This window comes from Gordonia sp. JH63, assembly GCF_009856645.1.
GTDB lineage: Bacteria > Actinomycetota > Actinomycetes > Mycobacteriales > Mycobacteriaceae > Gordonia > Gordonia hongkongensis.
In genome coordinates this window covers 2,041,325-2,060,488 of record NZ_CP047235.1, presented here as the reverse complement: position 1 = coordinate 2,060,488, position 19,164 = coordinate 2,041,325, and the positions used below count along the sequence as shown (strand labels likewise).

Genomic DNA, 19,164 nt, shown 5'->3' with positions numbered 1-19,164 from the left:
CCATAACGGGGCACTCACCGCTGCGGTCCTAACGAAGAGGGCGCCGACAAGGGAATGCCGCTGGCCGTTCGAGACACTTGGCACTCCCTTGTCTCGCAGGACTGTCCGCCACTTGTGCAGTCGGTCGAGTCGCTGCTCTAGTACTTCCTGGCGGCGGTAGCGACTCGCCGAGCTGAAGTCATCGAGCAGGATGCTGCTCATCAAGAAGATAGCGATCGTCCCAAAAGTCGCCAGCACCATCGCGCCGACGTCTGACTTGTCATGCACACCAAGCCAACCGACTGTCATTACTACAACGCACGCGCATGCTAACGCCGATGTCATCGCATCCATACACTGTCGCCATAGGGCCATTGCGGCTTGCTCAATGTAGGATTCGCTCCCCTTGTTTCGCATCGACAGTGTGATGCTTATCGACACCGAAGCAGCCAGCGCGATACCGATCCAGTTTCGCGCGGTCTCAGGTGTTACGAGGCCATCTAAGTGTGGTCGGATGTCAGGAACCCACTGATACGGCTCAAACATCTGAGCGTCCGTCTGCCCCGGGTGTCCCAAAAGCCAGACCAAATAGCCTGCGCCGTAGGTGACTACGAAGGCTCCGATCACGTCCCCGATTACGCGAGAGCGAAATCGATCGCGGACGTGGCGCCTGGCTTCCGCTGACAGTCTTCGGGCCTCGAGACGGGCTTCATCGGCGCAAGGCTTTTTTCTTCGTTCTAGACGCGGTCGTAGGAATCCAAAACGCAGACAAAGTAGAGCGATCATCGTCAATAGCAGACGTTGCGCTCTTGTTCGAGTCATTCTGTACCGCTCTTCCCGTCGAGTGCGGCTTGCATCCTAAAAGCGACGCAGAAACCGCAAAGGTAAGTTGCAACTGATTGGAAAGGTGACCATATCGAAGACCCCTGACATTCATGGAGTGATCTGGCGCCGCCAGTCGAAGGCGCTAGCCGGCCGCCGAGTCCGCGTCCATTGAGAACGGGTCATGGCATCGAAAGCGGAACTCCGCGAGATGCATGCAGCGGCCACGGCGCTCCAAGGGTTCGCGACCGTCCGCCCAAGATGATCGAAGAACGGGCGACGAGCATGTTGAGCGCAATCTCGATATGCACGCCGGTCGACTGAATTCGACGACGTCATCGGCGCTGCACTCGACGACACAATTCCGTCTGTTGAGGTCGATCCAGTCCCGACAACAGACCTTGCCGGCGCCGTTCCCAGATCGGAGTTTCTTCTCTGTGCGACGGTTCGCTACCGCCAAACTATGTCCAACATCCAGACAGTCGCAGTCATTGACAATCTAGATGGGCGGAATCTGAGATGCCCAGCGGGCGTCACTGCCAACCGTTGCCGCAAGTGTTTCCGTTCTGAGAAGGCTTGAAATGTTGGCATGCCGGATGCCGACGGGTGCTCGGCGCGTCGGTAGTTCTGCTGCGCCGAGTGCGCCGCGACTTGAGCTGTTACCTAGGCAAGGCTGCACCAGGCGCGAGGAGCACTGTCACCGTCGACTCACGATGCAGGGCTTTCGAGCGCAACTGCGGGTGCGAGTTTATGGTGCGCGAGGGGGGACTTGAACCCCCACGTCCTGAGACACTGGAACCTAAATCCAGCGCGTCTGCCAATTCCGCCACTCGCGCGTGGGCGCGACTCGCCGGAGTGTGAGTCACGCAGTGTAACGGCGACCACCCTACCGGCCGCGTTCTGATCATCGCAGGCCAGGTACCGTCGTAGCCATGTCCCCCACCCGTCGCCGCACCCACCGGCCCGCGCTCACGGTGCTCGCCGTATCCGCTGCGGTGGTGTGCCTGGTGCTCGCGTGGTGGCAGTGGTCACGGTACGAGTCCGCATCCGGTTCCGGACTCAATCTCGGCTACGCCCTGCAGTGGCCGGCGTTCGCCGCGGCCGTGATCTATGCCTATCGCCGCTTCGTCATCCTGGAGAGCGATCCCGAGGAAGCCCGCAAGGTCGCGGCGAAGAACTCCGTCGCCGAGATCCCGGAGGGCATCCTGCCCGAGCGACCCACCACCCCCAGCGCGTCGTCGTTGGCATCGCCGGACCCCGCCAACGATGTCGCCCTGGTCGAATACAACCGCTATCTCGCCGAGCTCCGCGACGCGGACGCTCACACCACCGACGCTCGACCCACCCCCTCATCGAAAGGCCCGCAGTGACCGAGACCGACCCCACCGCCCCCGCCCTCGCCGCCCCGGTGGAGAAGGTCCGCGGCGCGTTGTTGCGGTATCGCGTCCTCGCCTGGATCACCGGCGTGTGGTTGCTGCTGCTCGTCGTCGAACTCGTCCTGACCTACGGCTACGACAACCACGCTCTGGACTTCGTACCGTTCGTGCACGGCTGGGTGTACTTCGTCTACTTGATCATGGCCATCGACCTCGCTATCAAGGTCCGCTGGAGCGTCGGCAAGACCATCATCACCGCGATCGCGGGCACCATCCCCTTCCTGTCCTTCTGGTTCGAGCACAAGCGCACCAAGGAAGTGAAGGCGCAGTTCAACCTCTGATCTTCTCGCGCTGGTCGGCCGTTCACCCGGGTCGGGCTGACTGGACCCCGTGCGGATCGTCCAGCTCGCGAACTTCTACGGCGGCCGCTCCGGCGGTCTGCGCACCGCGGTGGACCGCTGGGGCGCCGGGTATGCCGGGGCCGGTCACGACGTCGTCCTGATCGTTCCCGGCGCCGATCCCGGCGAGGAGACGCTGAACTCTGGGGTCACGCGGATCACCGTGGCCGCACCGCGGATTCCCGCCTCGGGCGGCTACCGCCTGGCGTCGGCCCGCCGCGTCGCCGACGTCCTCGCCCATCTCCGTCCCGACGCCCTCGAGGTGTCCGACCGCCTCACCCTGCGCGGCTTCGGCCGGTGGGCTCGCGCGCGAGACATCCATTCGACGATGGTGTCCCATGAACGCCTCGACCGTCTGCTCGGCCAGGTCATGCCCGGCCGCTCCGCACGTGCTCTGGCCGACCGCGCGAACGCGGCCACCGCCCGTGACTACGACACCGTCGTGTGCACCACCGACTTCGCGGCCGCGGAGTTCGATCGCGTGAGGGCGACCAACGTCGTACGCGCCCCGCTCGGCGTCGACCTCGATGTCTTCGACCCACGGCACCTCGACCCGAACCTGGGCGCACGGTGGTCCGACGGCACCGGTGCGCTCATCGCCCACTGCGGACGCCTCTCGGTGGAGAAGCGCGCCGACCGCAGCATCGCCGCGCTCGGCAGACTCCATCGGTCGGGAACGCCGGCGCACCTGGTGATCGCGGGCGACGGGCCGATGCGAGCCCCGCTGCAGCATCTGGCCCGCGGATTGCCCGTGACCTTCCTGGGCCATCTCTCCGAGCGGAGTCAGGTCGCCGCCCTCCTCGCCAGCGCCGACATCTCCCTCTCCCCCGGTCCGCACGAGACCTTCTGCCTCTCCGCGCTGGAATCACTGGCCGCCGGCACACCGGTCATCGGGTCGCAGTCGTCGGCGGTCGCGACCCTGGTCGACGACACGTGTGGCGCGGCTGCCGAGGACTCCGGCCCGGGCTTCGCGAGCGCGATCCGGCAGGTCCTCAGCCTCCCCCGCGTCGACCGCGAACGGGCGGCGCGTCATCGAGCGACCCAGTACCCCTGGCCCGACTCGGTCGCGCGGATGTTGGGTGTTCACGCCGGCGTCTGAGCCGCCTGTACGAGCAGGCAGCGCCCTGCACCGACCTGAGCTTGAAACTAAACCGTCTGGACGGTATAGTTCTTTCACAGACGCTCGTAGGCGCCCATCCCTGCTCCCCGAGGTGCGAGCGATGCGAGCACGAAAGTGTTCGCAACTCGTCTCACCAGGCCCTTCGTGGCTCGTCGCTATCGCTCCTCACACCTCAGGGACCACGGGTTATGCGGTCCCTGGATTCGGGGGGTGGGATGACGGCACCACATTGGGAGGACTCGATGGCTCGCACGACCGGACGCACCGCCGCCGACACCCGACGGTTGATCCTCGACGCCGCGGCCCGTCTGGTCGCGCGACACGGCGCCGCCGTGTCGGTGTCCGAGATCGCCGCTGCGGCCGGGGTGTCCAAGGGCGGGCTGCTCTACCACTTCCCCGCCAAGGACGGCCTGCTCGAAGAACTCGCGGCGGACCTGATGGCCCAGTTCCGGTCGACCGTCGAGCGACTCGCCGACGAGGAGGACGACGCGCCGGGACGGCTGACCAGGGCCTACATCCGGGTGAGTTTCGCCGACGCGCGGGACTCCGCCGGCCTCCGCGACCAGATCGCGCTGGCCGCCAGCCTGATGTACGAACCGGGCCCGGCCGCCCTCGCCCAGCAGGACGCCAATCACTGGCGCGCCGCGCTGTCCGACGACGGTCTCGACCCGGCGGTCACGCGACTCATCATCGCGGCCGCCGACGGCTCGAACACCGCTCCCCTGTGGGGAGCCGTCCTCGACGACTCCGACCGGGCCACCCTCGAAGCGGACCTGATCGCTCTCACCCACACACACGCAAAGAAGGGGTCATGACCGACATCACCTATCGCCCCTACCGTTCCACCGACGCCGACGATGTGAAGAAGATCATCGACGAGGCGTTCTACATCCACCGATACGTCCACGGACAACACGTCCTGGACGCGGCACTCGAGGTCTACCTCCGCGATCAACTCGTCGCGAGTACCTGGAGTCGCGTCGCGGTGAAGGGCGGCCACGTGGTGGGGATCATTCTCGGACGGGTCGCCGGCGAGCCGCACCTGCGCGAACGGACGAAGAACCGAGCGCTGCTCTGGGCGCACACCGCTCGAGGCGCGATTCTCGGACTACCCCAGTGGAAGTCGCTGCGGGCCCTGTTCGCTTTCGAGTCGGTGGCCCACCGGCTCGGCGCCGCGACGGGCACGTCGCTCGACGACGAACTGACCCTGTTCGCCGTCGCCTCGACGACACGCGGACACGGCGTCGGAGCGGCGCTGTACGGCGCGTTCCTCGACCATCTCCGAAGCCGCGGCCGCTCCGACTTCCACCTGTACACAGACTCGCTGTGCACCTTCGGATTCTACGAGCGGCAGGGCATGTCACGTGCCGGCGCCGACGATATGGACATCCTGCTCGACGGCGAACCGCACACGCTGGGGGTCTACATCTACACCGGCGCCGCGAGCTGATCGGAGTCCGGACGCCGACGCAAGGGGGGGTCAGCCCGCGAGCGCCCGCAGCGCCGGAACCAACTGCGCCAACGCTTTTCCGCGGTGACTGAGCCCGTCCTTCTCCGCCGGCGACAGTTCCGCCGCGGACCGGCCGTCGGCGATCTCGTCGTCCGGGGCGAACAACGGGTCGTACCCGAAACCGTGCGGCCCGCGCTCCTCCCGCAGGACCCGCCCACGCCACTCGCCGCGCACCACCGTCTCCGTCCCGCCCGGCAGCACGAGCGCGCAGGCCGAGACGAACGCGGCGCCGCGTCGTTCGTCCGGGGTGTCCGACAGCTGGGCGAGCAGCAGCGCGTTGTTGGCCGGGTCGTCCCCGTGCCGGCCCGACCAACGCGCCGACAACACGCCCGGCATGCCGTTCAGGGCATCCACCGCGATACCGGAATCATCCGCGAGACATGGGATTCCGATGGCCTTCGCACCCGCGCGGGCCTTGATCAGCGCATTGTCCTCGAAGGTGGCACCGGTCTCGGGCTCCTCCGGGTAGTCCGGCACCGCGTCGAGGCCGACGATCTCGACCCCGGTGATGCCCGCGGCGTCGACGACGCGCTGGAGCTCGGCGAGCTTCTTGCCGTTGCGGCTCGCGAGAAGCACCGAGGACATCAGGCCCGTCCGGGAAGTTCGCCGGGGTACGGCTCGGCGAGTACGGCTCGCTGCGCCTCGAACAGCTTCTCGGTTCCGATCGCGGCCACGTCGAGCAGCGCATCGAGCGTCGAGCGCGGGAACGTCGCACCCTCGCCGGTGCCCTGCACCTCGACGAGCGTGCCGGCGTCGGTCGCCACGACGTTCATGTCCACCTCGGCGCGCGAATCCTCTTCGTAGGGAAGGTCGAGTCGGACGCGGCCGTCGACGACCCCCACGCTGACCGCGGCGATCGCGCACGAAAGCGGTTGCGGGTCGGACAGTTTGCCCGCGGCACGCAGGTAGGTGATCGCGTCCGCCAGCGCGACATAGGCACCGGTGATGGCTGCGGTGCGGGTACCGCCGTCAGCCTGCAGGACGTCGCAGTCCAGGGCGATGGTGTTCTCGCCCAGGGCACCGAGATCGACGCACGCACGCAGCGACCGGCCGATGAGTCGACTGATCTCGTGGGTGCGACCACCCACCCGGCCCTTGACCGATTCACGTGACGACCGGTCGTGGGTGGCGGCGGGCAACATCGCGTACTCCGCGGTCAGCCAGCCCAAGCCTGAACCACGACGCCACGGCGGGACACCCTCGGTGACACTCGCGGTGCACATCACCCGCGTCTTGCCGAATTCCACCAGGACCGAACCCGCCGGATGGCTGGTGAAACCGCGGGTGAACGTGATGGGACGGAGTTCGTCGTCGGCTCTGCCGTCAGCTCGTGTGGTCACGGGTCTCACTGTAACGACCGGCGCGGACACGACAGCTAGGTGAGGTCGAAGACCTGTCCCTGGCTGACGAGCTCCGTCGGACCGGAGAACGTGCTGCGGGCCTCGGCGAGGATCTCCGCCGAATCGGACCACGGGGCGACGTGGGTGATCGCGAGTGTTCGGACGTTCGCCTTGGTCGCGGCCTCCCCCGCCTCGATGCCCGACATGTGCAGATCCGGTGGGCGCTCCGAGGGCGCATGCGTCCACGACGCCTCGCACAGGAACAGGTCGGCGTCGGCCGCGAGGTCGATGAGTTCGTCGCACGGCGCGGTGTCTCCGCTGTAGGCGATGACCTGGCCGTCGGGACCGGTGATCCGCAGACCGAAGGTGTCGGGCGGATGATTGACGTTCATCGCCCGGATTCGCATCCCGCCCAGGGTGATCTCCTGGTCGTCGCTCCACTCGTGGACGTCGAAGGTGTCGGTGATGTCGTCGAGCTGTCCGGGGAATTCCGACGACCCGTAGCCGATCCGGAGGGCGGTGCCGGGTGGGCCGTAGAGCGGCGCCCGCCGCCGTGCCGGCTGTGGTGCGTACCGACGCCAGACGAGCATCGCGGGCAGATCGAGGCAGTGATCGGCGTGGAGATGACTGAGGACGACGGCGACATTGTTGGGGTCGGTGACGCGCTGCAGTTCGCCGAAGACACCCGGGCCGCAGTCCACGAGGACCGGTTGTTCACCGGGTACGGAGAGCAGGTAGCCGGAGCACGCGGCTCCCGGTCCGCCCACACTGCCCGAGCACCCGAGGACCGTGAGACGCATAGGCCCCACTGTGCCACGATTCCGCGCGCGGGCGGCGGCATACGGGTCACAAGTGCGCGGCGATGCGCGGTTGACCCCTCACACGTGCTGCACGGCTCCGATCACCGGCCCCAGGAATCGGTTCGACAGTTTCGCGAAGAGCTCCGGGTCACCGGTCGCCTGGAAGACGCGGGTGGCGTCGCGGCCGGTGTGCGGGTGCAGCAGGTCGGCCTCGGTGAGGACCCGGAAGAGGTCTTTCGCCGTCTCCTCCGCGCTCGACACCAGGGTGACCTCGTCGCCCATCGCCAGCTGGATGACCCCGGACAGCAGCGGGTAGTGGGTGCAGCCGAGGACCACGGTGTCCACGCCGGCCTGCTGCAGTGGTTCGAGGTAGCCCTGCGCGAGCCCGAGGATCTGTCGGCCGCTGGTGATCCCGCGTTCGACGAAGTCGACGAACCGCGGACAGGGCACCGCGGTGATCACCGCATCGCGTGCCGCCGCGAACGAATCCTGATATGCCCGTGAGAAAATCGTCGCCTCGGTGCCCAGCACGCCGATTCGGCCCGTCTTGGTGGCGACCACCGCGCGGCGCACCGCCGGCAGCACGACTTCGATGACCGGGATGGGGGCGTATCGCTCGCGCGCGTCGCGGAGGCAGGCGGCCGAGGCGGTGTTGCAGGCGATGACGATGGCCTTGACCCCTCGCTCGGCGAGGTCGTCGCCGATCGCGAGGGCGTGGCGTCGGATCTCGGGGATCGTCAGCGGACCGTACGGCCCGTTGGCCGTGTCGCCGATGTAGACGATGTCCTCGTCCGGCAACAGATCGATGATCGCGCGCGCCACCGTCAGTCCCCCGACACCCGAGTCGAAGATCCCGATGGGTGCGTCCTGGCCGCCCGCCGGGATTATGGCGCAACCCCCGGTGCGGTGACCGCCGGCTTCCGTCGATCCCGGGCCGCGAGTGCCCACGCCGCGAACACGCCGGCGATCGCGCCGAACAGGTGGGCCTGCCAGGAGACCAGGGGATCCGAGGGCAGGACGCCCCACAGGATCGATCCGTACACGAGGAACAGCACAAGGCCGCCGAGGATCTGCCACAGATCGCGGTTGAACAGGCCGCGGACGATGAGGAAGGTGAGCCAGCCGAACACGATGCCCGACGCCCCGACGGTGATCGAGTACGGCGCTGCGAACAGCCACACACCGACCCCCGACACCACCCAGATGATGCCGGTGACGATGAGGAACCGCCGCGTCATCAACACGAGAAAGCACAGCACCGCGCCGGGCATCAGGTTGGCGAACAGGTGTTGCCAGTCGCCGTGCAGCATCGGCGCCCACAGGATGCCGTCCAGTCCGTCGACCTGTCGTGGTTCGATGCCGTTCTGGTCGAGGTCGTAGTGGGTCGCCACGTCGATGGCCTCGATGACGAACAGCACCGCGACGATGCACGCGGTGATGATCGCCGAACGCAGCCACAGCGGACGCGCGCGTCGCGCGGGCTGCTGCCCGACCGGCGGGGTGTACGAGCTCATGGCTGGAAAGTCCTCGGTAGCGGGGTCAGGCCCAGAGCTGGCCTTCGAGTGCCTGCTCCGCGTCGTCGAGACTACCTTCGTACGCCCCGGTCGACAGATACTTCCATCCCGCGTCGGGCACGACGAAGCCGATGTCGGCGCGGGTCCCGGCCTTCAGTGCCCGTCGGCCGATACCGCGCGCGGCCTGCAGGATCGCACCGGTGGAGATCCCCGCGAAGATGCCCTCGAGGTCGATCAGTTCCCGCACCCGCGCGACCGCGTCGACGCCGGTCACCGAGAAGCGGCGGGTCAGCACCGAGTCGTCGTAGAGCTCGGGGATGAAACCCTCGTCGATGTTGCGCAGGCCGTAGACCTCGTCGCCGTACCGGGGTTCGGCGGCGACGATCTCGATATCGGGGTTGCGTTCGCGCAGGAACCGCCCGACGCCCATCAGCGTTCCGGTCGTGCCGAGCCCGGCGACGAAGTGGGTGATCTCGGGCAGGTCGGCGTACAACTCGGGGCCGGTGCCCTCGTAATGCGCCGCGACGTTCGCCGCGTTGCCGTACTGGTAGAGCATCACCCAGTCGGGATTGTCCGCGGCGAGGCCCTTGGCCACCGCGACCGCGGTGTTGGAGCCGCCCGCCGCGGGTGAGGAGATGACCTGCGCGCCGAACATCCGCAACAGCGAGCGCCGTTCCTCCGAGGTGTTCTCGGGCATCACGCAGATCAGTTGATAGCCCTTGAGTTTCGCCGCCATCGCGAGCGAGATGCCGGTGTTGCCGCTCGTGGGTTCGAGGATCGTCGAGCCCGGCCGCAGCAATCCGTCGCGTTCGGCCTGTTCGATCATCCGCAGCGCGGGGCGGTCCTTGATGGATCCGGTCGGGTTCCGGTCCTCGAGCTTGGCCCACAGGCGGACGTGCGGGCCCTCGTCGGAGTCGTCCCAGCGCGGCGAGAGCCGTTGCAGACCGATGAGCGGGGTGTTGCCGACCGAGTCGATCAGGGAGTCGTAGCGGGCCACGCTCAGCCGCCGGCGACCGCGGGCAGGATGGTCACCTCGTCACCGTCGTCGATCGGGGTGTCGAGGCCGCCGGAGAATCGCACGTCCTCGTCGTTGACGTAGATGTTGACGAACCGGTGCAGTTTGGCGGTGCCGTTCTCGTCGGGCGCGACGAGTCGTTCCTTCAGCCCGGCGTTGCCCGTCTCGAGGTCGTCGATCAGGGCGGCCAGCGTCGAACCCGACCCCTCGACGCGCTTCTCCCCGCCGGTGTGAGTACGCAGGATCGTCGGGATGGATACGGTGACAGACATGCTCAGCTCCTGATCTCGATCTCTTCTTCGGTGACCGCACCGTCGACGATGCGATAGCTACGGATCTCGGCGGTCTCGGGGTCGCGCGTGGACACCAGCACGTAATGGGCGCCGGGCTCGCCGGCGTAGGAGATGTCGGTGCGGCTCGGGTACGCCTCGGTGGCGGTGTGCGAGTGATAGATCACGACGGGTTCCTCGTCACGGCGGTCCATCTCCCGCCAGACCGCGAGCTGCTCGGCCGAGTCGAAACGATAGAAGGTCGGCGACCGCTCGGCGTTGATCATCGCGATGAAACGCTGCGGATCGTCGGAACCCTCCGGCCCGGCGATCACCCCGCAGGCCTCGTCGGGATGGTCGGCGCGCGCGTGCGCGACCATGGCGTCGACCAGCTCCTGCCCGATCTTCAGCATCGGTGTCGCATTCTCCTGTCCAGACGTGTCCACACCCGGGACCCCGGGGTTCCCCGAGGCGCAACATCGTCGCCGCGGCACCTATTCCGTTCGCCGTTCGCGACGACCCCGGTCAGCGGAACGCCGACGGCGCCGTCTGTGCGTAGGTGGGGATCGATGCGACCGGTTCCGCCGCGAGGACCGCGTTCACGATGGCCTGCTGGACGACGTCGGCCGCGGCCCGGCACACCTCGGCGACCACGGCGACGTCGGCATGCATACCCGCCGGCGCCGGCACCGGTGTCGACGGCCGGGCCGCACCCGTGGCGATGCCGAAGATCGTGTCCCCGTCGAGCGGCGAGTGCGCGGGCCTGATCGCCCGCCCGAGACCGTCGTGTCCGGCCATCGCCAGCCGCTTGGTCATCGGCGCGTCGAGCGCGGCATCGGTGGCCACGACACCGATCGTCGTGTTGAGCACGGTGTGCTTCGCCGCGAGGTCGGCGAGCGAGTCGATGTCGGCGGCCGACGGCCGGCGCAACCCCAGGCGGCCCAGTTCGGTCTCGCCGAGGTCCCACGGCAGCCCGGTCTGCGGGTCGATGACCGCCCCGACCGGGTTGGCGACCATCACTGCGCCGACGGTGATGCCGGCCGCGGGACCGGCGTCGAACGTCATCGACGCCGTCCCGACCCCGCCCTTGAGCGCGCCGGCCCGGGCGCCGACACCCGCACCCACACACCCGACGGCGAATTCCGTGTCCGCTGCGCGGACCGCGTCCACTCCGAAGTCCGCGTCGGGTCGGTGGTCCCAGGCACCGACGGGGAGGTCGAAGATCACCGCGGCGGGGACGATCGGCACCACGTGCCCGCGGTCGTCGAGCGGGAGTCCGATCCCGTCGGCCTCGAGCGCGCGCATGACCCCGTCGGCGGTGGCCAGTCCGTAGGCACTACCTCCGCTGAGCACGATGGCGTGCGCGGTCTGGACCGTGTTCGACGGGTCGAGGAGATCGGTTTCGCGGGTACCCGGACCGCCACCGCGGACGTCGACGGCGGCGATGGCGCCCGGCGCCGACACCCGTACGACGGTGGTCCCGGTGGCCCACCCGTGACCGTCGGGGGCCTCCGGTGCACCGGCGACCCGGGCGTCGGGGTCGACGCGGTGCGCGTGCCCGACGGCGAGGCCGGCGATGTCGGTGATGCGATTGCCGGCCGGGGCCGGTCGGCCGAGTGTGCTCACGAGACCCCTGACGTCGAAGCGGACGAAGTTCCCGAACGGAACCCTAGATCACATCAGGGCTTCGACGAGGAGGTCCTGCATCACCGTGAGCCAGTGGTAGACGTCGAGATGCGCCGCATGCGGGTGGTCGGGTGGCAACTGCTCGGGCGTGTCCTCGGAGATCCCGAGCATCGCGCCGAGTGCCAGTCGCACGTCGTTGAGCGAGGTGAGCCACGCCGCGGCCTCGTCGGGAGTCAGGGCGAAGTCCCCGCCGCCGGCCGGCAGGGTGTCGAGCAACACCCGGGCGGCGCCGAGCTTGGCGTCGATGATCTGTGGTTCGTGCACGCTCCGCAGCGCCGAGTTCAGTTCGCCGTTGACGACCTCGGCGGAGAGTTCGTCGTCCTGGTCGGGCCGGTGGAAATCCGGGAGGAGACGGCCCAGGGTCACATCGTCGGGTGCCTGCGAGTGCCCGACGTCGATACCGGTCAGCCTCGCGAGGTCGTCGCGGGGCGCGGAATCGGCTCGTTCGGTGAGCAATTCGCACATCGACGTGACCATCGACGCGAGCAGCTCTGCTTCGTGCGCGTCGAGTTGCGATGCGATGCGCATCGTCTCGCCGCGCCCCTTGCGTTTCCAGGTGCGCACGCGTCTCAGTGTGCCTGCCGCGCCGCGAAGGCCGACCGACCGGTTCGGAGTCGTCCGCGGCCGGTCCGGGTCACGAATCCCGCTGCATCGTCGCCCACAGCCCCGCGGCGTGCAGCTTCGCGACGTCGGCCTCGACCTTGTCCCGGTCTCCGGAGGACACCACTGCCCTGCCCTCGGTGTGGACCTGCATCATCAGTTCGTTGGCGCGGGACTCGGAGTAGCCGAAGATCTTCTGGAAGACGAAGGTGACGTACCGCATCAGATTGACCGGGTCGTCCCACACGATCGTCATCCAGGGCTTGTCGAGTCCCGCCGCGCCGTCGGCGACCTCTGGTTCGGCAACCGCCGTACCGCCGGGGGTAGCCTCGTGCGCACGAGTTTCGTCAGGCGCCATGAGGACAGGGTAGGCGATTGTGAGCAACGACAACACCGCGCTGCTGACCGATCAGTACGAACTGACGATGGTCGCAGCGGCACTTCGCCACCCGGTTGCGCACCGCCAGTGCGCATTCGAGGTCTTCGCGCGCCGCCTCCCCGACGGCCGGCGCTATGGCGTGGTGGCCGGAACCGGCCGCGTTCTCGACGAACTCGCAGCGTTCCGGTTCGGCGACGAGGAGATCGCCGTGGTCGAGCGATTCCTCGACGCGGACACGGTGGCCTGGCTGCGGGACTACCGGTTCTCCGGTGACATCGACGGTTACCGGGAGGGCGAACTCTACTTCCCCGGTTCGCCGATCCTCACCGTCCGCGCGCCCTTCGCGGAGGGGGTCCTGCTCGAGACCCTGATCCTCTCGATCCTCAACCACGACAGCGCGATCGCGTCGGCCGCGGCCCGCATGGTCAGCGCGGCCGGGTCGCGCCCGATCATCGAGATGGGCTCGCGGCGCACCCATGAGCGCGCCGCGGTCGCCAGTGCGCGCGCCGCCTACATCGCCGGCGTCGCCGCCACCTCGAACCTCGAGGCGGCCCGGAGCTTCGGCGTGCCCAGCGCCGGCACCGCCGCCCACGCCTTCACCCTCGGTTTCACCGGCCCGGACGGGCCCGACGAGAAGGCCGCGTTCGCCGCGCAGATCGAGGCCCTCGGGATCGGTACCACGCTGCTTGTCGACACCTACGACATCACCCAGGGCGTGCGCAACGCCATCGAGGTGGCCGGCCCCGGACTCGGTGCCGTGCGCATCGACTCCGGCGACCTCGGGGTGCTGGCGCGCCAGGTCCGCGCGCAACTCGACGACCTGGGCGCGACGGAGACGAAGATCGTCGTGTCCGGCGATCTCGACGAGTACGCGATCGCCTCGCTGCGCGCCGAGCCGGTCGACACCTACGGGGTCGGGACATCCCTGGTCACCGGGAGCGGGGCGCCGACGGCGGGGATGGTCTACAAACTCGTCGAGGTCGACGGCCTGCCGGTCGCCAAACGGGCGAGTCACAAGGAGTCACGCGGCGGCGCCAAGTCGGCCGTGCGGGCGGCCCGGTCCAGCGGCACGATCGTCGAGGAGATCGTGTATCGCGCCGACGGCACCCGCCCCGCGCCGGACGGGCTCGGCATCCGGGACCTGCAGATCCCGCTCGTCCGCGGTGGGACGCCCGTGGCGTCGCTGCCCACTCTCACCGATGCCCGCGCGCACCTCGCGGCCGGCCTGGTCAGCTTGCCCTGGGAGGGTCTCGGCCTGTCCCATGGAGATCCCGCGGTTCCGACCCGCTACGAGCTCGGCTGACCGCACCCCGACGCCCGGAACCGATGTCCCCCGACGACAGGAGAATTGGATGAGCGCCGAACGCAGCGACGGCACCCGTCCCGCCGACGCGCTGATCGTCGTCGACGTGCAGAACGACTTCTGCGAGGGCGGCGCCCTCGGGGTGAACGGTGGCGCCGCGGTCGCACGGGCGGTCACGTCGATCCTCGACGAATACCAGACCGTCGTCGCGACCCGCGACTATCACATCGACCCCGGTGCGCACTTCTCCGACGACCCCGATTACGTCGACACCTGGCCACCGCACTGCCGCGTCGGCACCGACGGTGTCGCGTTCCACCGCGAATTCGACGCCGCGGCGGCGCACGAGGTCTTCTCCAAGGGCGAGTACAGCGCCGCATACTCCGGCTTCGAGGGCGCGGCCGACGACGGCTCCACCCTCGCCGTGTGGTTGCGGGAACGGAAGGTGAAGTCGGTCGACATCGTCGGCATCGCCACCGACCACTGCGTGCGGGCAACCGCGCTCGACGCCGTGGAGGCCGGTTTCAGCACCCGCGTCCTCCTCAACTTCACCGCCGGTGTCGCGCCCGAGACGACGTCGAAGGCTCTCTCGGCGCTGCGGCAGGCGGGTGTCGAACTCGTGGGCGACCTGCTCTACGACGGGTCGAGTCGGACCGGGTAGCAGCGCCGCGGTCCCGACCACGATCCCGATCTCGACAGCGGGAACCGACCGGGCCCGCGATACGTCTGAAAGAACACCGTTCCCGCGCACGGCGAACCCAGCAAGGACAACCGGAACACACCTCATGCCCAACACACCCCCGGTGACCGACCTTCTCGACGCGGCGGTCACCGCACTCGGCGGTCACCGCCGCGGCGGTCAGGTCGCGATGGCCTCCGCGGTGGCGCATGCCATCGACACCGGCGAGCATCTCGCGGTCCAGGCCGGCACCGGCACCGGCAAGTCGCTGGCCTACCTCGTGCCGGCCATCCGGCACGCCGTCGAGAGCGGCCGCACCGTCGTGGTGTCCACCGCGACGATCGCGTTGCAGCGCCAGCTCATCGAGCGCGATCTCCCCCGCCTGGCCAAGGCGCTGAAGAAGCCGATCGGCCGCGAGCCCACCTTCGCAATTCTCAAAGGGCGCGGAAACTATCTGTGCCTGAACAAGATCCACTCCGGTACCGCCGACGAGCCGGACACCGAGCTGTTCGACCCGTTCGAGCTGTCGCGCACCGGCCGGGAGGTCACGCGTCTGCGGGAGTGGAGCAGCGAGACCGAGACCGGCGACCGGGACGACCTCGTCCCCGGCGTCTCCGACCGGTCGTGGCGACAGGTCAGCGTCACCGCCCGCGAGTGCCTGGGCGCGGCCAACTGCTCCTACGGCGAGGACTGCTTCGCCGAGCAGTCCCGCCGTCGGTCCGGGAAGGTCGACGTGGTGGTGACCAACCACGCGCTGCTGGCCATCAACGCCACGAGCCCGGCCAACGTCTTGCCCGAGCACGACGTCGTCGTCATCGACGAGGCCCACGAGCTCGTCGACCGGATGACGTCGGTGGCCACCGACGAACTGTCGGCGGCCTCGGTGGCGCTCGTCGCACGCCGGTGCGGGAAGCTCGTCGACGAGGAGACCGCCGACGCCCTCCTGGGCGCCGGTGAACAGCTGGGCGAATTGCTCGACAACGCGCCGATGCGCCAGTGGACCGGCCTGCCGTCCGACGCCACCGCTGTCCTCGTGATGCTGCGGGACCGGCTGTGGCAGGCGCGCACCGCGATCGGACCGGTACGGATGGCCGGCGCCGACGACGGCGCGGCGGCCGCCCGCTCGGCGGCCCTGACCTCACTCGAGGACATGCACGACACCGTCGTCCGCGTACTCGGTGCGTTCGACGAACCCGACGAGGCGAAGCGGCGCGACGTCGTGTGGGCGTCACTGGACACCTCACGCCGCGGGGCCGAGCCCCGGCCCATCCTGCACATCGCACCGCTGTCGGTCGGCGGCCTGCTGCGGGCCTCCCTGTTCGCCGACGCCACGGTCATCCTGACCTCGGCGACCCTCACGATCGGCGGCTCCTTCGACGCCCTCGCCGCGACCTGGGGACTCCCGGCATCGGGGCGCGGGACCGACCGTCCGGTGACAGACGAGACGAGCCCCGCAGCGGGGTCGAGCACAGCCGACGTCACCGCCAGCGGGAAGGCGGTCCCGTCCGATTCGGGTTCGGCACGCTGGACCGGCCTCGATGCCGGCTCGCCCTTCGACTATCCGCGGTCGGCGATCCTCTACGTCGCACGTCACCTCCCCCGACCCGACCGCTCGGGCATCTCGTCGCGGACGATGGACGAGATCGCCGAGCTCGTGAACTCCGCCGGCGGACGCACGCTCGGTCTGTTCTCCTCGATGCGCGCGGCGCGCGAAGCCGCCGACGCGATCCGCGACCGCACCGACCACCCGGTGCTGTGCCAGGGTGGCGACACGACGTCCACCCTGGTCCGGCGGTTCGCCGACGACCCGGCGACCTGCCTGTTCGGCACCTTGTCCCTGTGGCAGGGGGTCGACGTGCCGGGCCCGTCGTTGAGCCTCGTGCTCATCGACCGCATCCCCTTCCCTCGTCCCGACGATCCGCTGCTGACCGCCCGGCAGCGTGCGGTCGATGCGCGCGGCGGCAACGGATTCCTGTCGGTGGCGGCCAACCACGCCGCGCTGCTGCTCGCCCAGGGCGCCGGCCGCCTGCTGCGTTCGGTCGACGACCGCGGGGTCGTCGCGGTCCTCGACTCCCGACTGGCCACGGCGGGGTACGGCGGTTATCTGCTCGCGTCGCTGCCCCCGATGTGGCGTACCACCGACCCCGCGGTCGTCCGTTCGGCACTGACCCGATTGACCGATCCCGCCCGTTCGGTGGGCTGACCTCGACCGACCCCGCCGCGCCCCGCCCGCCCGACACGGCGGGCGATCCATGACAAGACAATCCCGTCCGCGGGGCACTAGGTTGGGTACCGGTGATACCAACGAAGGCGAGACCGACAGCGCACCCCGGCCACTCACGGGAGCTGACGACAGGAGGCTCCACGTGATCGGGCGCATGGGTATCGACGACATCGCACCCCTTGTGTCAGCGGGCCAGCAACCTGCCAAAGCCGTTGTGGGAGAATACTTCCCGGTCAGTACCACGGCCTGGCGCGAAGGACACGACGCGCTCGGCGTCACACTGCACGTCGAGGCTCCGCGACGCGGGCCGTTCGATGTCCGGATGGTTCCCGCGCCGGAACCGGACACCTTCAACGCAGCCTTCGTCCCCGACGCCGTCGGATTCTGGTCGTACCGGATCGAGGCCTGGAGCGACCCCTACGCGACGTGGCGTTCGGCCGTTCTGAAGAAGCTCGACGCCGGGCAGGGCGCCGCCGACCTCGCCAACGACATCGAGACCGGCGCGCGGGTACTGGACACCGCAGCCGACCTGGTCGCCGGTGATGACCGAGAACTCCTGCTCGACGCCGCGCGCCAACTCCGGGCACGTCGGCGCCGTGTCGAGAACCGGGTGGGTCTGGCGGTCTCCGACGAGGTCGTCGAACTGCTGACCGCCCATCCCGTCCGCGAGCTCGTCACCAAGAGCCGTACCTACCGGGTGTGGGTCGATCGCAAGCGCGCACTGTTCGGCTCGTGGTACGAACTGTTCCCGCGCTCGACCGGCGGCTGGGACGGTGAGGGCAATCCCGTCCACGGCACGTTCCTCACCGCCGCCCAGGATCTGCCGCGCATCGCGGACATGGGCTTCGACGTCGTCTACCTGCCACCGATCCACCCGATCGGTGAGATCAACCGCAAGGGCCCCAACAACACCCTCGTCGCGGGACCCGAGGATGTCGGTTCGCCGTGGGCCATCGGATCATCCGACGGCGGGCACGACGCCATCCATCCCCTCCTCGGCACCGAGGAGGACTTCGAGTACTTCGTCGGCCGGGCTCGCGAACTCGGCCTCGAGGTCGCGCTCGATCTGGCCCTGCAGTGCGCACCGGATCATCCGTGGGCGCTCGAGCATCCGGAGTGGTTCACCACCCAGCCCGACGGCACCATCGCCTTCGCGGAGAACCCGCCGAAGAAGTACCAGGACATCTACCCGCTGAACTTCGACAACGACCGCAACGGCATCTACCGAGCGGTCCTCAAGGTCGTCCTGCACTGGGTCGGGCTCGGAGTCGACATCTTCCGCGTCGACAATCCGCACACCAAGCCGCCGAACTTCTGGGAGTGGCTGATCAGTGAGGTGAAGAAGCGCCACCCCGACGTGCTCTTCCTCTCCGAGTCCTTCACCCGGCCGGCGCGGCTCTACGGCCTCGCCCGGCTCGGCTTCAGCCAGAGCTACACCTACTTCACCTGGAAGACGCTGAAGTGGGAGCTCGAGCAGTTCGGCCGGGAGATCGCCGACCACGCCGACGAGGCCCGCCCCAACCTCTTCGTCAACACCCCCGACATCCTGCACGAGAGTCTTCAGCACGGCGGTCCGGGCATGTTCGCACTGCGCGCCGCGCTCGCCGCGACCCTGGCCCCAACATGGGGTGTCTACAGCGGATACGAGCTGTACGAGCACGTCGCCGTGACCGAGGGCAGCGAGGAGTACCTCAACTCGGAGAAGTACGAGCTGCGGCCCCGTGACTACAAGGCGGCGGCGAGCCGCGGCGAGTCGCTCGAGCCGTGGATCACCTCGCTGAACGAGATCCGGCGCCGGCACCCCGCACTGCAGCAGCTGCGCAACATCCATTTCCACCATGTCGACAACCCGTCGCTGATCGCCTACTCGAAGATCGACCCGGTGTCGGGCGACCGGGTCATCGTCGTGATCAACCTGAACCCGTTCGGTCCCGAGGACTCCACGGTCTGGCTCGACCTGCCGAAGCTCGGCTTCGAGTGGTACGACCGCTTCCCCGTCCGCGACGAGGTCTCCGGCGAGGAGTACTGGTGGGGCCAGGACAACTACGTCCGGCTCGAGCCATGGCGGGCGGTGGCGCACATCCTCGCCTTGCCGCCCCTCGAACCTGTTGCCGCACAACAGCTCGCCTATCGGATCCAGTGAGGTATCA

20 protein-coding genes and 1 tRNA gene are annotated in these 19,164 nt (G+C 68.7%); 9 read left to right on the top strand and 12 right to left on the bottom strand.

The window, feature by feature from the left end; translation table 11 throughout:
* Nucleotides 1-1,552 precede the first annotated feature (1,552 nt).
* Nucleotides 1,553-1,637: transfer RNA gene (locus GR168_RS09300), tRNA-Leu, on the bottom strand.
* Between the two features lie 96 nt (nucleotides 1,638-1,733).
* Here GR168_RS09300 and GR168_RS09295 point away from each other — a divergent pair.
* From GR168_RS09295 to GR168_RS09275, 5 genes are all read left to right on the top strand, one after another.
* Complete coding sequence (locus GR168_RS09295; protein WP_058250000.1) at nucleotides 1,734-2,171, top strand: hypothetical protein; 438 nt, start codon at nucleotides 1,734-1,736, stop codon at nucleotides 2,169-2,171.
* Nucleotides 2,168-2,518, top strand: a complete 351-nt coding sequence (locus GR168_RS09290) for a DUF3817 domain-containing protein (RefSeq protein ID WP_058249999.1) — start codon at nucleotides 2,168-2,170, stop codon at nucleotides 2,516-2,518. The genes GR168_RS09295 and GR168_RS09290 overlap by 4 nt, the downstream gene beginning before the upstream one ends.
* Before the next feature lie 49 nt (nucleotides 2,519-2,567).
* Entirely contained in the window at nucleotides 2,568-3,674 is a 1,107-nt protein-coding gene (locus tag GR168_RS09285) for a glycosyltransferase (RefSeq protein ID WP_068971348.1), read from the top strand.
* Between the two features lie 263 nt (nucleotides 3,675-3,937).
* The gene (locus GR168_RS09280) at nucleotides 3,938-4,510 is read left to right on the top strand and encodes a TetR family transcriptional regulator (protein WP_159370591.1); all 573 of its coding nucleotides are present in this window, start codon (nucleotides 3,938-3,940) and stop codon (nucleotides 4,508-4,510) included.
* Nucleotides 4,507-5,145, top strand: coding sequence for a GNAT family N-acetyltransferase (locus tag GR168_RS09275; protein ID WP_159370590.1), 639 nt, complete (start codon nucleotides 4,507-4,509; stop codon nucleotides 5,143-5,145). Before GR168_RS09280 ends, GR168_RS09275 begins: the two co-directional genes overlap by 4 nt.
* A 30-nt stretch (nucleotides 5,146-5,175) precedes the next feature.
* Here the strand turns inward: GR168_RS09275 and rdgB are convergent, their stop codons facing one another.
* The 11 genes from rdgB to clpS all read right to left on the bottom strand — a co-directional run bounded on the left by rdgB (nucleotide 5,176) and on the right by clpS (nucleotide 12,787).
* Nucleotides 5,176-5,790, bottom strand: coding sequence for an RdgB/HAM1 family non-canonical purine NTP pyrophosphatase (gene rdgB, locus GR168_RS09270; protein WP_159370589.1), 615 nt, complete (start codon nucleotides 5,788-5,790; stop codon nucleotides 5,176-5,178).
* The gene (gene rph, locus GR168_RS09265) at nucleotides 5,790-6,545 is read right to left on the bottom strand and encodes a ribonuclease PH (protein WP_058249994.1); all 756 of its coding nucleotides are present in this window, start codon (nucleotides 6,543-6,545) and stop codon (nucleotides 5,790-5,792) included. Before rph ends, rdgB begins: the two co-directional genes overlap by 1 nt.
* A 35-nt stretch (nucleotides 6,546-6,580) precedes the next feature.
* The gene (locus GR168_RS09260) at nucleotides 6,581-7,345 is read right to left on the bottom strand and encodes a cyclic nucleotide-degrading phosphodiesterase (protein ID WP_058249993.1); all 765 of its coding nucleotides are present in this window, start codon (nucleotides 7,343-7,345) and stop codon (nucleotides 6,581-6,583) included.
* 78 nt (nucleotides 7,346-7,423) lie between these two features.
* Nucleotides 7,424-8,230, bottom strand: a complete 807-nt coding sequence (gene murI, locus GR168_RS09255; RefSeq protein WP_203235942.1) for a glutamate racemase — start codon at nucleotides 8,228-8,230, stop codon at nucleotides 7,424-7,426.
* Complete coding sequence (locus tag GR168_RS09250) at nucleotides 8,230-8,859, bottom strand: rhomboid family intramembrane serine protease (RefSeq protein ID WP_137810875.1); 630 nt, start codon at nucleotides 8,857-8,859, stop codon at nucleotides 8,230-8,232. Before GR168_RS09250 ends, murI begins: the two co-directional genes overlap by 1 nt.
* Before the next feature lie 25 nt (nucleotides 8,860-8,884).
* Complete coding sequence (locus GR168_RS09245) at nucleotides 8,885-9,856, bottom strand: cysteine synthase (RefSeq protein ID WP_065629053.1); 972 nt, start codon at nucleotides 9,854-9,856, stop codon at nucleotides 8,885-8,887.
* A gap of 2 nt (nucleotides 9,857-9,858) precedes the next feature.
* The gene (locus GR168_RS09240; RefSeq protein WP_065629054.1) at nucleotides 9,859-10,146 is read right to left on the bottom strand and encodes a MoaD/ThiS family protein; all 288 of its coding nucleotides are present in this window, start codon (nucleotides 10,144-10,146) and stop codon (nucleotides 9,859-9,861) included.
* Nucleotides 10,147-10,148: 2 nt separating this feature from the next.
* Nucleotides 10,149-10,556: a M67 family metallopeptidase gene (locus GR168_RS09235; protein WP_065629055.1), complete on the bottom strand. Its 408-nt coding sequence runs from the start codon at nucleotides 10,554-10,556 to the stop codon at nucleotides 10,149-10,151.
* Nucleotides 10,557-10,668: 112 nt separating this feature from the next.
* Nucleotides 10,669-11,769: a P1 family peptidase gene (locus GR168_RS09230; protein WP_159370588.1), complete on the bottom strand. Its 1,101-nt coding sequence runs from the start codon at nucleotides 11,767-11,769 to the stop codon at nucleotides 10,669-10,671.
* 48 nt (nucleotides 11,770-11,817) lie between these two features.
* Complete coding sequence (locus GR168_RS09225) at nucleotides 11,818-12,393, bottom strand: DUF2017 domain-containing protein (protein WP_137810879.1); 576 nt, start codon at nucleotides 12,391-12,393, stop codon at nucleotides 11,818-11,820.
* A 70-nt stretch (nucleotides 12,394-12,463) separates the two neighbouring features.
* Nucleotides 12,464-12,787 carry an ATP-dependent Clp protease adapter ClpS gene (gene clpS / locus GR168_RS09220; RefSeq protein WP_033203522.1) on the bottom strand — a complete coding sequence of 108 codons (324 nt, stop codon included), beginning with the start codon at nucleotides 12,785-12,787 and terminating at the stop codon, nucleotides 12,464-12,466.
* A gap of 19 nt (nucleotides 12,788-12,806) precedes the next feature.
* Here clpS and GR168_RS09215 point away from each other — a divergent pair, with 19 nt between their 5' ends.
* The 4 genes from GR168_RS09215 (at nucleotide 12,807) to GR168_RS09200 (ending at nucleotide 19,157) form a co-directional block, all read left to right on the top strand.
* The gene (locus tag GR168_RS09215; RefSeq protein ID WP_065629058.1) at nucleotides 12,807-14,111 is read left to right on the top strand and encodes a nicotinate phosphoribosyltransferase; all 1,305 of its coding nucleotides are present in this window, start codon (nucleotides 12,807-12,809) and stop codon (nucleotides 14,109-14,111) included.
* Between the two features lie 49 nt (nucleotides 14,112-14,160).
* Complete coding sequence (locus tag GR168_RS09210) at nucleotides 14,161-14,772, top strand: isochorismatase family protein (RefSeq protein WP_159370587.1); 612 nt, start codon at nucleotides 14,161-14,163, stop codon at nucleotides 14,770-14,772.
* A 124-nt stretch (nucleotides 14,773-14,896) separates the two neighbouring features.
* Nucleotides 14,897-16,993 carry an ATP-dependent DNA helicase gene (locus tag GR168_RS09205; RefSeq protein WP_159370586.1) on the top strand — a complete coding sequence of 699 codons (2,097 nt, stop codon included), beginning with the start codon at nucleotides 14,897-14,899 and terminating at the stop codon, nucleotides 16,991-16,993.
* A gap of 163 nt (nucleotides 16,994-17,156) precedes the next feature.
* Nucleotides 17,157-19,157 (top strand): maltotransferase domain-containing protein, encoded by a 2,001-nt coding sequence (locus GR168_RS09200; RefSeq protein ID WP_058249983.1) that lies wholly within the window; start codon nucleotides 17,157-17,159, stop codon nucleotides 19,155-19,157.
* Nucleotides 19,158-19,164: the final 7 nt, after the last annotated feature.

What these genes read in the sequence shown, in the direction of transcription:
- GR168_RS09295 (WP_058250000.1), top strand. Translation starts at nt 1,734, where the DNA reads ATGTCCCCCACCCGTCGCCGCACCCACCGGCCCGCGCTCACGGTGCTC.
- GR168_RS09280 (WP_159370591.1), top strand. Translation starts at nt 3,938, where the DNA reads ATGGCTCGCACGACCGGACGCACCGCCGCCGACACCCGACGGTTGATC.
- GR168_RS09275 (WP_159370590.1), top strand. Translation starts at nt 4,507, where the DNA reads ATGACCGACATCACCTATCGCCCCTACCGTTCCACCGACGCCGACGAT.
- rdgB (WP_159370589.1), bottom strand. Translation starts at nt 5,790, where the DNA reads ATGTCCTCGGTGCTTCTCGCGAGCCGCAACGGCAAGAAGCTCGCCGAG.
- GR168_RS09260 (WP_058249993.1), bottom strand. Translation starts at nt 7,345, where the DNA reads ATGCGTCTCACGGTCCTCGGGTGCTCGGGCAGTGTGGGCGGACCGGGA.
- GR168_RS09250 (WP_137810875.1), bottom strand. Translation starts at nt 8,859, where the DNA reads ATGAGCTCGTACACCCCGCCGGTCGGGCAGCAGCCCGCGCGACGCGCG.
- GR168_RS09240 (WP_065629054.1), bottom strand. Translation starts at nt 10,146, where the DNA reads ATGTCTGTCACCGTATCCATCCCGACGATCCTGCGTACTCACACCGGC.
- GR168_RS09235 (WP_065629055.1), bottom strand. Translation starts at nt 10,556, where the DNA reads ATGCTGAAGATCGGGCAGGAGCTGGTCGACGCCATGGTCGCGCACGCG.
- clpS (WP_033203522.1), bottom strand. Translation starts at nt 12,787, where the DNA reads ATGGCGCCTGACGAAACTCGTGCGCACGAGGCTACCCCCGGCGGTACG.
- GR168_RS09210 (WP_159370587.1), top strand. Translation starts at nt 14,161, where the DNA reads ATGAGCGCCGAACGCAGCGACGGCACCCGTCCCGCCGACGCGCTGATC.
- GR168_RS09205 (WP_159370586.1), top strand. Translation starts at nt 14,897, where the DNA reads ATGCCCAACACACCCCCGGTGACCGACCTTCTCGACGCGGCGGTCACC.